The organism is Sphingomonas sp. S2-65, assembly GCF_021513175.1.
Classification (GTDB): Bacteria; Pseudomonadota; Alphaproteobacteria; order Sphingomonadales; family Sphingomonadaceae; genus Sphingomonas.
The window spans coordinates 458,978-471,978 of the sequence record NZ_CP090953.1 but is presented as its reverse complement, the minus strand read 5'-3'; the positions used below and the strand labels follow the sequence as shown (position 1 = coordinate 471,978).

13 protein-coding genes are annotated in these 13,001 nt (G+C 68.7%); 8 read left to right on the top strand and 5 right to left on the bottom strand.

Going from position 1 to position 13,001, the window contains the following annotated elements; genetic code table 11:
• The first annotated feature begins 9 nt into the window (after nucleotides 1–9).
• Nucleotides 10–1,326, top strand: a complete 1,317-nt coding sequence (locus LZ586_RS02425) for a bifunctional folylpolyglutamate synthase/dihydrofolate synthase (protein ID WP_235078106.1) — start codon at nucleotides 10–12, stop codon at nucleotides 1,324–1,326.
• 73 nt (nucleotides 1,327–1,399) lie between these two features.
• Nucleotides 1,400–1,822 carry a DUF6628 family protein gene (locus LZ586_RS02420; protein WP_235078105.1) on the top strand — a complete coding sequence of 141 codons (423 nt, stop codon included), beginning with the start codon at nucleotides 1,400–1,402 and terminating at the stop codon, nucleotides 1,820–1,822.
• A 28-nt stretch (nucleotides 1,823–1,850) separates the two neighbouring features.
• On the opposite strand, the gene LZ586_RS02415 is transcribed toward LZ586_RS02420, so the two are convergent.
• Nucleotides 1,851–3,503: an AmpG family muropeptide MFS transporter gene (locus tag LZ586_RS02415; RefSeq protein ID WP_319938042.1), complete on the bottom strand. Its 1,653-nt coding sequence runs from the start codon at nucleotides 3,501–3,503 to the stop codon at nucleotides 1,851–1,853.
• Between the two features lie 203 nt (nucleotides 3,504–3,706).
• Between LZ586_RS02415 and LZ586_RS02410 the strand changes: the two genes are divergently transcribed.
• Nucleotides 3,707–3,850, top strand: coding sequence for a hypothetical protein (locus tag LZ586_RS02410; RefSeq protein WP_235078104.1), 144 nt, complete (start codon nucleotides 3,707–3,709; stop codon nucleotides 3,848–3,850).
• Here the strand turns inward: LZ586_RS02410 and LZ586_RS02405 are convergent.
• Entirely contained in the window at nucleotides 3,847–4,278 is a 432-nt protein-coding gene (locus tag LZ586_RS02405) for a response regulator (RefSeq protein WP_235078103.1), read from the bottom strand. The genes LZ586_RS02410 and LZ586_RS02405 overlap by 4 nt on opposite strands.
• 117 nt (nucleotides 4,279–4,395) lie before the next feature.
• Here LZ586_RS02405 and LZ586_RS02400 point away from each other — a divergent pair, with 117 nt between their 5' ends.
• Both LZ586_RS02400 and rsmD read left to right on the top strand, forming a co-directional pair.
• Nucleotides 4,396–5,871 (top strand): pseudouridine synthase, encoded by a 1,476-nt coding sequence (locus LZ586_RS02400; protein WP_319938041.1) that lies wholly within the window; start codon nucleotides 4,396–4,398, stop codon nucleotides 5,869–5,871.
• A complete protein-coding gene (rsmD, locus tag LZ586_RS02395; RefSeq protein ID WP_235078102.1) occupies nucleotides 5,871–6,410 on the top strand; it encodes a 16S rRNA (guanine(966)-N(2))-methyltransferase RsmD in 540 nt (179 codons plus the stop codon). The genes LZ586_RS02400 and rsmD overlap by 1 nt, the downstream gene beginning before the upstream one ends.
• On the opposite strand, the gene LZ586_RS02390 is transcribed toward rsmD, so the two are convergent.
• The gene (locus LZ586_RS02390) at nucleotides 6,388–7,662 is read right to left on the bottom strand and encodes an MFS transporter (RefSeq protein ID WP_235078101.1); all 1,275 of its coding nucleotides are present in this window, start codon (nucleotides 7,660–7,662) and stop codon (nucleotides 6,388–6,390) included. The genes rsmD and LZ586_RS02390 overlap by 23 nt on opposite strands.
• A 125-nt stretch (nucleotides 7,663–7,787) precedes the next feature.
• Here LZ586_RS02390 and LZ586_RS02385 point away from each other — a divergent pair, with 125 nt between their 5' ends.
• Nucleotides 7,788–7,970 (top strand): hypothetical protein, encoded by a 183-nt coding sequence (locus LZ586_RS02385; RefSeq protein ID WP_235078100.1) that lies wholly within the window; start codon nucleotides 7,788–7,790, stop codon nucleotides 7,968–7,970.
• A 7-nt stretch (nucleotides 7,971–7,977) separates the two neighbouring features.
• On the opposite strand, the gene LZ586_RS02380 is transcribed toward LZ586_RS02385, so the two are convergent.
• Together LZ586_RS02380 and LZ586_RS02375 are read right to left on the bottom strand one after the other, a co-directional pair.
• Entirely contained in the window at nucleotides 7,978–9,615 is a 1,638-nt protein-coding gene (locus LZ586_RS02380) for an inorganic phosphate transporter (RefSeq protein ID WP_235079705.1), read from the bottom strand.
• Between the two features lie 86 nt (nucleotides 9,616–9,701).
• Nucleotides 9,702–10,373, bottom strand: coding sequence for a hypothetical protein (locus tag LZ586_RS02375; protein WP_235078099.1), 672 nt, complete (start codon nucleotides 10,371–10,373; stop codon nucleotides 9,702–9,704).
• Between the two features lie 44 nt (nucleotides 10,374–10,417).
• Between LZ586_RS02375 and LZ586_RS02370 the strand changes: the two genes are divergently transcribed.
• Nucleotides 10,418–10,654, top strand: a complete 237-nt coding sequence (locus LZ586_RS02370; RefSeq protein WP_235078098.1) for a hypothetical protein — start codon at nucleotides 10,418–10,420, stop codon at nucleotides 10,652–10,654.
• A 9-nt stretch (nucleotides 10,655–10,663) separates the two neighbouring features.
• Nucleotides 10,664–12,973 carry an ATP-dependent helicase gene (locus LZ586_RS02365; RefSeq protein WP_235078097.1) on the top strand — a complete coding sequence of 770 codons (2,310 nt, stop codon included), beginning with the start codon at nucleotides 10,664–10,666 and terminating at the stop codon, nucleotides 12,971–12,973.
• The last annotated feature ends 28 nt before the right edge of the window (nucleotides 12,974–13,001 follow it).

Sequence of the window (13,001 nt, the reverse complement as noted above, 5' to 3'; positions counted from 1 at the left end):
GAGGGAGTAGTGGACTTCGCAATCTCTTCCGACCCCGCCGTCCAGCGCCAGCTCGACCGGCTGACCCTGCTTTCGCCCGGCGCCGACATCCTCGGCCTCGATCGCATCACGCGCCTGCTCGATCGTGTCGGCAATCCGCAGTTGCGGCTGCCGCCGGTGCTCCACGTCGCCGGCACCAATGGCAAGGGTTCGACCTGCGCCTTCCTCCGCGCGGCGATCGAAGCGGCGGGCATGCGGGCGCACGTCTATTCGAGCCCGCACCTCGTGCGCTTCAACGAGCGTATCCGGCTCGCCGGCACGCTGATCACCGACGCGGACCTCGCGCCGCTGCTCGAGGAAGTGCTCGACCAGGGCGGCGACCTAGGCGCCAGCTTCTTCGAAGTGACCACCGCCGCGGCCTTCCTGGCTTTCGCGCGAACGCCTGCCGACGCATGCATCGTCGAGGTCGGGCTCGGCGGTCGGCTGGACGCGACCAACGTCATCGCCGCGCCAGCAGTCACCGGCATCGCGCAGCTCGGCATCGACCATGAGGCGTTTCTCGGCGACACGCTCCGCGCCATCGCCGCCGAGAAGGCCGGCATCGCCAAGCCCGGCGTGCCGCTGGTGACGATGCGCTATGCCCCTGACATCGCCCAGACGGTCCGCGAAGCCGCCGAGGCGGCGGGTGCCCCGGTGCTGGCGCAGGGGGAGGTCTGGGACTTCCACGTCGCCGACGGGCGGCTGCACTATCGCGATGCCCGCGGCAGTGTCGAGACGCCACTGCCCGCTCTGTCTGGAGCACATCAGCCCGGCAATCTGGCGCTCGCCATCGCGATGCTGCGCCACCAGCAGCAAGTGGCCATCCCCGAGCCTGCCCTGATCGAGGCTGCCGACGCCGCACGCTGGCCGGCGCGGATGCAGCGCCTGGGCCCCGGGCCGCTGACGGCGCTGCTTCCCGCCGACGCTGAGCTCTGGCTGGACGGGGGGCACAATGCCAACGCCGCCGACGCGGTCAGCGTGGCGATGCGCGACGTCGCCGCAGGCCGCCCGCTCCACCTGGTGCTGGGGATGCTCGCCAACAAGGATGCGGCGGCGATGCTCGACCGCTTCGCGCCGATTGCCGAATCGCTCGTCGCCGTGCCGGTGCCGGGGCACGCGCATCATGCCCCTTCCGACCTGGCCCAGGCCGCTCGCGCGCGGGGGCTGGATGCCCAGGAGGCCGTCGACATTCCCGCGGCGCTGCGGGCGATCGCGGGCCGGAACACGCCAGCCCCGGTCGTGTTGATCCTCGGCTCGCTCTATCTCGCCGGGACAGTCCTCCAGCAGAACGACGAACTGCCCGACTGACGCGTTTTGTTGCGATTGACTTGCAATAGCGGAGCGGCGATGACGTGTCGGGTCATCGTTGCAGGAGTCGTACATGTCCGCTGGCAAGACCCTCGTCGCCACCCTGCCCGCTCTTCAGCCGGAGGACGCCGGCGCCCGCCTACTGCTCTTCGGAGTTCGCCAGATGGGCACCAACGGCATCCATGATGCGTCGGTCGCGCATGCCTTCGTCACGGCGTTCGGAATGCATTTCCAGCGTCCGCTGGTGCTGCTGCGCGCGCTGATGGCGGAAATCTCCACCGCCGCCAGCGGCCCGATCCAGATCGCGCCGTGGTGCTGCCCGCGCATGACCGGCGCCGAGGCGGTGCTGCTCGATGTGCTCGGCCGCGTGCGCGACAATACCGAGGGTGCGCATATGCTGCTCGCCGACCTGCTCGGCACCCGCGACGCCTATGGCGTGCTGTCGACCGCGCATGCGCTGTCGGAGGCGTTCGCCGACATGGCCCTGCCGCTCTGAACCGCCGACCTGGCCTGCCGCCTCGGCGTCAGGCGGGAACGCGTTCTCCGCCCCGGGCGCGCCGCTCCACGGCGGCGGAGCGCCACCACTCGGCCAGCACCAGCACCACCGCCAGCCCGCCCAATCCGGCGGTCACGTAGAAGATATCGGCATAGCCATAGCGCTCGATCGCTTCCCCGGTGGCGGCACGCCCGAGCGCACCGACCAGGAAGGTCATCGACGACAGCAGCGCATATTGCACGGCGCTATAGTCGCGCGAGGTGATCGACGAGATGTATGCCACGAACGCGGTGCCCGCGAGACCGCCGGCGATGTTCTCGCCCGAGATCGCCAGCATCAGCCGCAGCATGCGCGGCTCGACGCCGATCCGGTCGAGCAGGAACAGGTGGGAGAACGCGTCGAGGCCGGCGCCGCCCAGCGCCAGATCGGCATAAAGCAGGTTCGACGCCGCCGCCACCACGCCGCCCGCCAGCAGCGTCGGCATGCGCCCCAAGGTTGCGAGGAGCAGCCCGCCGACGCCGACGCCGACGATCGTCATCACCACGCCGAACAGCTTGGACGCGAAGGCGACCTCGTCATTGGTGTAGTGAAGCTCGCCCAGATAGAAGGGAAAGGCGAACGGCGCCCAGATCGAATCGGCGATGCGGTAGAGCAGGATCACCGCGAGCACGAGCAGCGCGCCATAGCGTAGCCGCCCGACGATTTCGGCGAGCGGCAGGATCAGCGCGCGGTAGCTGTGATTGGCGAAGGTCTGCAGCCCGCCCGGTGCGGGCTCTTCCTCGCCGCGATGCTGCGGCAAGCGGTTGGTCCAGGCCGCGACCAGTGCGGGCACGATCACCGTCGCGACGATGATCCACGGGCCCCAGGTCTGGGTGAAGGTGCCCGACGAGGGCGCGGTCGCTCCGGGAGCCACCGGCCGCAGCGCTTCAACCATGAAGCTGCCGAGCAACAGGATCGCCCAGGCCCAGCAGACCGCGACCACCGCCAGCGCGACTCCGCGCTTAGGCGCTTCAGGGACGGGATGGCCGGCGAGCGGCGACATCCGCTCGGCCGGATCGGCCGCGGCCTCGGGCGTGAACAGCGTCATCGCCACTGCCCCGAGCATCACGAAGCCGAACCCGACATACACGCTGGGCCAGCTGATCCGCGCCGCCAGCACCAGCGCCAGCGCGCCGCCCGCCAGTGCCGCGAACCGGTTGCCGAGCTGGTAGATCGCCGAGAGCAGTTCCACCGTCGCGGTGTCGTCGGCCACTTCGATGCGCCAGGCGTCGATCACCACGTCCTGAGTCGCCGACAGGAACGCCGCGATCACCGCCAGGATGGCGAAGCTGCCGATCGCCGTCACCGGATCGGTCGCGGCAAGCAGCCACAACAGCACCGCGAGCGCGCCCTGGCACAGCACCAGCCAGGACCGCCGGCGCCCCAGCCTGCCGAGCACCGGCAACCGCACCCGATCGACCACCGGCGACCACAGGAACTTGAAGGCATAAGCCAGCCCGATCCACGACAGCACGCCGATCGTCGCCAGGCTGACCTTCAACTCGCCCAGCCAGGCGTTCAGCGTCCCGATCAGCAGCACGAATGGCAGGCCGGACGCGAAGCCCAGCACCAGCATCGCCGCCGTCTTGCGATTGCGCACCGCCGCGCGCACCAACGCCCAGCCCTTCAACCTGTCGCTCAACCCTGCACCCTCTTCATTCGGGCGAGACACTAGCGCGCGTGACGCGGAAGACCAGAACCGATCGGCCTTTTGGGGGCAAGCGGCGGTCTGGATCGCCGGGACACCGTGGCCCCTCAGGAATAGCCCGCATGCGTGGCGCACCGGATGCAAGGCGAGACGTCGGTGCGCTACGGAAGGGTTCCGCCAGCACAGGACTCCTCGCCATGCCGTTACTGCCCCTGCCGCCCGAGTTCATGGAAAGCCAGGACGAGCCCATCCACCCGATGCTGACGCTGTTGCTCGTGCTCGCCGCCTCGGGGCTCGGCTGGGCGCTGATCTTCGCGGTGCTGTTCCTGCGGACGCTCTAAGCCGCGGACTTGAACAGGCTCAGGCTGTGGGGCAGCCGCTTGGGCTTCTGCCCCTCCACGACCGCTTCGATCGCGGTGATCGCCGCCAACAAATCGCGCTGCGGATAGGGTTTGGCGAGACATCCCGCGGCGAGCGACCGCGCCTCGATCGGGCAATTGCCGGTAACGAACAGCACCTGCACGCCGCGCGCCCGCGCCACCTGCGCCACTTCGATGCCGCTGCCGTCGGACAGGCGCACGTCGACCAGCACCAGGTCCAGCGCCTCCGCGTCGTTGATCGCGGCCAGCGCGTCGGCGACCGAGTCGACGGTGTCGACGATCTCGAACCCTTCGCTCGTCAGGAAATGCTCGGTGTCGAACGCCACCAGCGGCTCGTCCTCAACGATCAGGACCCGTTCGATCAGCCGTTTCTTTTTCCCGAACAACATCGCTTCGCCCCAGACGCGGCGGGGTTCGAACACCCCGCCCAGTAGCCAAACGCGCGAAAGCCATTTCCGCGCCGCGATACTTTTTGCTCCGCGCGGCATAATCGCTATATCGCCGCAGTGCCCCCGTCCAACACCAAAGAAGCGCAGCGCATTGCCAAGCTGCTAGCCCGTGCCGGAATCGCGTCACGCCGCGAGATCGAGCGCATGATCGCCGAAGGGCGCATTGCCCTGAACGGCGCGGTCATCGACACGCCCGCCACGCTGCTCACGTCGCTGGAAGGCGTCACGGTCGACGGGGATGCAGTCGAGGCGCCGGCGCCGGCGCGGCTGTTCCGCTATCACAAGACCAGCGGGCTGCTGACCGCCGAGTTCGATCCTGCGGGCCGCCCGACCATCTATGACCGGCTGCCCGACGGCCTGCCGCGAGTGATGCCGGTGGGACGGCTGGACTTGAACACCGAAGGGCTGTTGCTGCTCACCAATGACGGCGAACTGAAGCGCGAGCTCGAACTGCCCGCCACCGGGGTGGAGCGCAGCTACCGCGCGCGCGCCTATGGCCAAGTCACGCAGACGCAGCTCGAGGAGCTGATGCTAGGCATCGAGATCGAGGGCATCCGCTACGGCTCGATCAACGCCAATATCGAGCGGCGCACCGGCGCCAACCTGTGGATCGAAATGACGCTGACCGAGGGCAAGAACCGCGAAGTGCGGCGCGTGCTCGAGCATCTGGGTCTTCAGGTCAGCCGCTTGATCCGCACGCGCTATGGCCCCTTCTACCTGGGCGATCTTCCCCCCGGCGACGTCGACGAGATTCGCCCCACCGACCTGAGCACCTTCCGCACGGTCCTGTCCAAACCCGGCGGCGGCAAGGCGGCGTCGAACCTGCAATTCGCCACGCGCGCCCGCGTTGCCGATGCGCCGCCCAAGCCCGAGCCCGTCCAGATCAACGCCCGCCCCCGCCGCAGCGCAGTCGAGCCGGAACGGCCGAGCACCCGCTTCACGCCGCGTGCGACTCCGGCGCGTGCGGCAAGGCCGGTACGTGACGAAGCGCCGGCAACGGCGGCAGCGCGGCCCCGGCGCGGCGAACCTGCACCGGATACCGGGCGCTTCCCGCCACGCGGCGCTCCGCAGCGCGCCGACCGTCCGCTTCGTGACGACAATGGTCCCGCCCGCCCACGTCGCGCCGAGGGGACAGTCGATCCCTCGCGCGCGGCGCAGCGCGGCACCGCGCAACGTCCCCTGCGCCCGGCGCGCGAGGAAAACACCGCAAGACTGCTACGCAGCCGGCCTTCCGAGACCGGCAGCGACAACAGCCGCACGCGCGAGGCGCGCTTCACGCCGCGCGCGACACCGCCGCGCAGTGACCGTCCCGAGCGCGCCGAGCGGACCAGTGACTCACGCGCCAGCGATCCACGCGGCGTGGCCAAGCCCGCCCGCGCCGCGCGTGCCAAGGCGCATCGCGACACGCAGGAACCACGTCCGCCCAGGAACAACGATCGCAACGCGCCTCCGGCGCGCGGTCCTGCCGGCGGGCGGGGCAAGCCGGCCAAACCGGGCGGCAAGCCCGGCCGTCCGCCGCGGACCCGCACCTGATGCGTGTCATCGCAGGAACCTGGCGCGGTCGACCGCTCACCGCCCCCAAGGGTGAGACGACTCGCCCGACCGCCGACCGCACGCGCGAGGCGCTGTTCTCGATGCTGACCAGCCGCCTCGGAAGCTTCGAGGAACTGGCAGTCGCCGACCTGTTCGCTGGCTCGGGCGCGCTGGGGCTGGAGGCGCTGTCGCGCGGCGCCGCCTCCTGCCTGTTCGTCGAACAGGACAAGCCGGCGCTGGACGCCCTCAAGGCCAACATCGCCAAGCTCGGCGCAACGCGCGCGCAGGTGCGGCCCGGCTCGGTGCTCGCGCTGGGTCCGGCGCCGCAGCCGCTCGACCTGATCCTGATGGACCCGCCTTACGGCACCGGCGCGGGTTCGGTCGCGCTCGACAAGCTCGGCCGGTTGGGCTGGGCCGGGCCCGCCACCTGGATCAGCATCGAGACGGCGAAGGACGAGGAGATCGATGTCGCGGGCTTTACCGTCGACGTCTCCCGCGTCCACGGCAAGGCCCGGCTTACGCTGCTGCGCGTCGCCTGATCAGCAACAGTCCGGCGAGGCTCAGCAGCGCCGCGCCCGACAGATAGCCGCCGACCCACAGCAGCCCGCCGCGCTTCACCAGCGTCTCGGCGATGAGCGGCGTGAGCCCGCCGCCGATGATCCCGCCCAGGTTGAAGGTCACCGAAACGCCGGTGTAGCGCACCCGCGCTGGAAACAGGCTGGGCAGCCAAGCGCCGAGCGGGCCATAGACCAGCCCCATCACGAACAGCGCGGCGGCCAGCCAGACGAACAGCAGCGGCAAGGCATCGCCGGCTACCATCCACCCCATCACCAGCGCCACCGGCACGGTGAGGATGCAGCCGCGCATCAGGATCGTCGTCGCGCTGGTGCGGTCGGCCCATACGCCGGCGGTGACGATGCCGGCCGCCATGAACAGGATCGCCGCCATCTCGACGCCAAGGAACGTCTCGCGGTCGTAGCCGAGATCCTTGGTGCCGTAGCCGATGACGAACACCGTCGCGATGTAGAAAAGGGCGAAGCAGGCGACGGTGCCCACCGTTCCGGCGATGGTCGGCACCAGCTGCGTGCGCAGCAGTTCGCCGATCGGCACGCGGGGCGGCGGCCCCGCCTCCGCCGCCTTCACGAACGCAGGGGTCTCGGTGAGCCGCAGCCGCACCCAGAGCCCTAGCCCGACCAGCAGCCCGCTTGCGAGGAACGGCAGTCGCCATCCCCATTCGCGGAACTGCCCGTCGCTCATCACCGCGCCGAGCACCAGGAAGAAGCCGTTGGCGAAGATAAACCCGACCGGCGCGCCGAGCGGCGGAAAGCTGCCATAGCGATTGGCCCAGCCCGGCGGCGCGTTCTCCACCGCGAGCAGGCTGGCGCCGCCCCATTCGCCGCCCAGTCCCAGCCCCTGGCCGAAGCGCATCAGGCACAGCAATGCCGGCGCCACCCAGCCGATCATCGCATAGGTGGGCAGGAACGCGATCAGCACCGTCGACAGCCCCATCAGCATCAGCGACGCGACCAAGGTCGACTTGCGCCCCAGCCGGTCGCCGAAATGGCCGAATACCAGACCGCCCAATGGCCGCGCAAAGAACGCCACGCTGAAGCTGGCATAGGACAGCAGCTGGCGAACCGTCGGGTCCTCCGCCGGGAAGAACAGCGCCGGAAACACGAGCGCGGCGGCCGTCGCGTAGATGTAGAAGTCGTAGAATTCGACCGAAGTGCCCACCAGGCTGGCGAGCAGGATGCGGCGGTGCGAAACTGGATGCCCGGCGGACTTGGTCATGGAACTTCCCTTCCCCGGCGCACCGCTTCGGACGTGCCGCGACCAGGGTCAAGCCTGTTCATCTCTCCGTCAGTTCTGCCGCGCTAGCCCAAAGCCTCTCACGTGGCGGAAAAGGGAATTGGGCCATGCGCGAGTCGGTTCTGCAGCGATGGTTTCGCGCGCTTGCATTCGCGCTGCTCGGCGGCGCCGTGGCCTATTGGAACCCCGTCGCGCGGCTAGAGGCGCATCTCGACAAGGACGTGGTGCACATCGAGCGGGTGGCGGATATCGCCGCCAGCGACCTGGCGGACGCAGGCAGATCCGGGTGACGCGGGCTTAAAGCCCGAACACCCGCACGGCGTTCAGCATCACCCAGTACAGCCCGCCCGACAGCAGCATCGCCGCGGGCAGCGTCAGCAGCCAGGCCAGCGCCAGATTGCGTACGGTGCGCGCCTGCAACCCCGACCCGCTCGCGACCGAGGCACCCGCGACGCCCGAGGACAGGATATGCGTGGTCGACACCGGCAGGCCGAAGCGGTCGGCCGCCAGGATCGTGGCGGCCGCGACCAGCTCGGCCGACGCGCCCATGCCATAGGTCATGTGCTGCTTGCCGATCTTCTCGCCCACCGTGACGACGATCCGCTTCCAGCCGATCATCGTGCCGAGGCCCAGCGCCAGCGCGACGACGATCTTGACCCAGACCGGGATAAAGCGCGTGCCGGCCTCCAGGTTCGACTGATATTCCTTCAGTGCCTTGAGCTCGCCTGCCGAATAACCCTCGGGCTTCTTGGTCGCCAGCTTGGTGCTGTCGAGCACCAGATACATGTCGTTGCGGACGTTCGAAGTCGCTTCCGCCGGCACCTTGCTGAGCGAGCCGTAGCTGGCTACCCGGGCGGTCAGATCGCGCGACAGGCTTTCCAGCGCAGCGAAGACCTGCGGGGTCTCGGCCTTGCGCTGCTGAAGCGCGTTGGTGAGCACCCCGCGCGCCTGATCGGCCGGCAGGTCGATCCCGCCGCTACGCGCGTCGAAGGTCGTCGCCGCGATGTTGGCGGTCTGGACGAACGCCGGAGTCGCGCTCGCCGGCAGCGTCCGGTTCAGCGCATAGGCCGTCGGCGCGCAGCCGATCAGGATCAGCATGATCAGGCCCATGCCCTTTTGCCCGTCATTCGAGCCATGGCTGAACGACACCGCGGTGCAGGTGAAGATCAGCAGCGCGCGAATGCCCTTGGGCGGCGCCTTGTCGCCCTCGGGCGCGCAGTACAGCTCGGGCTTGCGCACCAGCATCCGCATCACGAACAACAGCAGCAGCGCGGCGAAGAAGCCGATCAACGGCGCCATCCACAGCCCGGTCAGCACCTTCTGCGCCTGGCTCCAGTCGACGCCGGCGGTGCCGCCGCGAGACCCCGCCTGGATCAGCTGGTTGGCCAGGCCGACGCCGAGCACCGAGCCGATCAGCGTGTGCGACGAGCTGTTCGGCAGCCCGACATACCAGGTGCCGAGGTTCCACAGCACCGCCGCGAGCAGCAGCGCGAAAATCATCGCGAAGCCAGAGGCCGACCCAACGTTGAGCAGCAGGTCGACCGGCAGCAGCGTGATGATCGAATAAGCGACCGCCCCCGACGAGACCATCACGCCCAGGAAGTTGAAGAAGCCGGACCACACCACCGCGAAGTGCGCGGGCATCGAATTGGTGTAGATCACCGTCGCCACCGCGTTGGCGGTGTCGTGGAACCCGTTCACGAACTCGAAGCCCAGCGCGATCAGCAGCGCCAGGCCGAGAAAGGCGAAGACGCCGAGCGCCAGCTCCTCGCCGACGCCGCGCGTGTCGGTCAGCACGCTCCAGCCGGCGAATGCGAAGCCGCCAAGCACGATTGCGGCGAACAGCAGCTTGGCCATCGGATGGGTTTGATAATCGAGTCGAGGGCCCCTCGGCAGCGTGGCTGCGGGGGCCTGGTCCAGTGCGAGCGTGGCCATGATGTTCACGGCACTGGCCGCAGATCGTGACAGAGTCATGACATTCGGGTTACAACACCGTCAAGAACCGCGGATAGCTGCGCTTTTCAGAAGGTGAACTGCGCATACAAGCGCGGTCCCGAGCGGGCGCCGTCGCCCTTCACGCGTTGCTGCCACGACAGCCCGAGCTCGAGATCCCTCTCGCCCAGCTCCCGTTCCAGGGTGAGGCTGGGTCCGGCATAATATTGCCCGACGCCGAACGCCTCGCCCGAGCCGGACAGCCGCGCGAAACGGCCGGAGGTCTCGACCCCCAGCCACGCGCCGGCCAGCTTGTGCTGGAGCGACCCGACATAAGCGAGGCCGGTGCCGCGCTCGTCTCCTTCGCGGCTGTGGCGGACGATCCCGGTCGCCTGGGCCCACCAGCGATCGCTCTGCCGCTCCAGGATCAGCCGCGCCTCGAGGTCGCCCAGCGATCCGCCGCGTGCCAGCGTTCCCGTGAGCTCGACCGCGACGCCGAGTGGGCCCTGGTCGGGCTTGCTGAAGCGGAACATCGCCGAGGCGCTGGTTTCATCGAGCACGCCGTCCTCGAACGCGAGCGAACCGCCCAGCGACAACAGATCGGACACCCCGCTCATCAGCTGGATGCTCTCGCCCCCCGGGGCGGTGGTCAGCTGGATCTGGCCCTTGCCGGATTCGGGTGCGATCTGATCGAGCAGCTCGACTTGAGCAGCGGCGGGGACCGCTGCGAACAGCAGCGGCAGCAAAAAGGTATAGCGCATCAGCCCCCTTAGCGCGGTCTCATCCCTGGGGGCAGTGGGTTCGCGTGATCCGGACCACCTTGCCGCTGGTATCCTTTTCCTCGGTTCGGTTCTCCTTGCACGGCGGCAGCCCGCCGCGCTCGCTGGTGCGCCACGCCACCACGACCGCGACAATGGCGATCGCCAGCACGATCGCCAATCGCGTTTTCCTGTTCACCCGCCGCATCGCTTCCTCCGTTTCCCCGCTCCTAGCGCGTGCCGGCGTCGCCAAGCAACTTGCCCCCTCGCCCGACGTTCCCTAACTGTTCGCCATGAGTCTCCCCGCGCCCTCTCCCGCCGATCCCCCATATATCCGGACGCTGAACGATCCGCAGCGCGACGCGGTGCTCACCACCGAAGGACCGGTACTGGTCCTGGCCGGCGCCGGCACGGGCAAGACTGCGGCGCTCACCGCCCGTCTGGCCCACCTGCTCTACACCCGCAAAGCCTATCCTTCCGAGATCCTGTCGGTCACCTTCACCAACAAGGCCGCACGCGAGATGCGCGAGCGAGTCGGCCGGCTGGTCGGGGATGCGGTGGAGGGCATGCCGTGGCTCGGCACCTTTCACGCGATCGGCGCGAAGATGCTGCGGCGGCATGCCGAGCTGGTCGGCCTGCAGAGCAACTTCACCATTCTCGACACCGACGATCAGCTGCGGCTGCTCAAGCAGCTGATCACCGCCGCCGACCTGGACGAGAAGCGCTGGCCGGCGCGCAGCCTCGCCGGGCTGGTCGACGGGTGGAAGAACAAGGGGCTGGTCCCCGCCGATCTCGACGCCGGCGAGAGTGAGCTCTACGCCAATGGCCGCGGTCAGGCGATGTATGCCGCCTATCAAGACCGGTTGAAGACGCTCAACGCCTGCGACTTCGGCGATCTGCTGCTCCACATGCTGACCATTCTGAAGACGCATCGCGAGGTGCTGGAGCAATATCAGCAGCGCTTCCGCTACATCATGGTGGACGAATATCAGGACACCAACAGCGTCCAGTATCTCTGGCTGCGGCTGCTCGCGCAGGAGCGCAAGAACATCTGCTGCGTCGGCGACGACGACCAGTCGATCTACTCCTGGCGCGGCGCGCAGGTGGAGAACATCCTCAAGTTCGAACGCGACTTTCCCGGCGCCAAGGTCATCCGCCTGGAACAGAATTACCGCTCCACGCCGCACATCCTGGGCGCCGCCTCGGGAGTGATCGCCAACAATTCCGGCCGGCTCGGCAAGACGCTGTGGACCGAGTTCGACGTGGGCGAGAAGGTCAAGGTGCTCGGCATCTGGGACGGCCCGGAGGAAGCGCGCCGCGTCGGGGAAGAGATCGAAAGCTGCCAGCGGGCGGGCAAGTCGCTCGACGAAGTGGCGATCCTGGTCCGCGCCCAGCACCAGACCCGCGAGTTCGAAGACCGCTTCATCGCGATCGGCATGCCCTACCGCATCATCGGCGGCTTCCGCTTCTATGAGCGCCAGGAAATTCGCGACGCGCTCGCTTATCTCCGCGTCGTTGCCCAGCCTGCCGACGACCTCGCCTTCGAACGCATCGTCAACGTCCCCAAGCGCGGCCTGGGGGACAAGGCGCTGGCCAAGGTCCATCAGTTCGCCCGCTCGGCGGGGCTTGCGCTTACCACGGCCTCGGCACGCATCCTCGACACCGACGAGCTGACGCCGCAGGCGCGCCGCGCGCTGGGCAACCTCGTCGGCGACATCGCCCGCTGGCGCAGCATGGGCGATCAGCTCACCCACCCCGAACTCGCCCGCATCATCCTCGACGAAAGCGGCTACACCGCGATGTGGCAGGCCGACCGCACCGCCGAGGCGGCTGGCCGGCTCGAGAACCTCAACGAACTCGTCCGCGCGATGGAAGAATATGAGAGCCTCGGCGCCTTTCTCGAGCATGTCAGCCTGGTGATGGACAATGAGAACAATGCCGAGGAGCCCAAGGTCACCATCATGACCATCCACGCCGCCAAGGGGCTGGAGTTCGACACCGCCTTCCTGGTCGGCTGGGAAGAAGGCATCTTCCCCTCGCAGCGCGCGCTCGACGAAGGCGGCCAGGCGAGCCTCGAGGAGGAGCGCCGCCTCGCTTATGTCGCAATCACCCGCGCGCGGCGGAAGGCGATCATTCTCCACGCCGCCAATCGCCGCATCTATGGCCAGTGGACCAGCAGCCTGCCCAGCCGCTTCGTCGCCGAACTCCCGCCCGAGCATGTCGAGAGCGAGACCAGCATGACCGGCGGCGAAAGCCTGTGGCGCGCCAACTGGTCCGAACGCGCCGACCCCTTCGCCGACGTCGCCCGCGGCACCGGCCGCGGTCCTGGCTGGCAGCGCGCGGCGGGTATCGACACCAAGAACCCCGGCGGCACCTTCCAGAGCCGCACCTTCACACGCGAAGCCCCCCGCGTCCTGGAAAGCCGCGCGTCTGCCGTGAGTTTCGGCGCCAAACCCCGCGCCGACCTGACGCTGGGCCAGCGCGTGTTCCACCAGAAGTTCGGCTACGGCGTCATCGCCGAAATCGAAGGCAACAAGCTGGAGATCGACTTCGAAGTGGCAGGGCGGAAGCGCGTGATGGACAGCTTCGTGACTGCGGGATGATACATCTCCCTCTCTCCGCTTGCGGGGA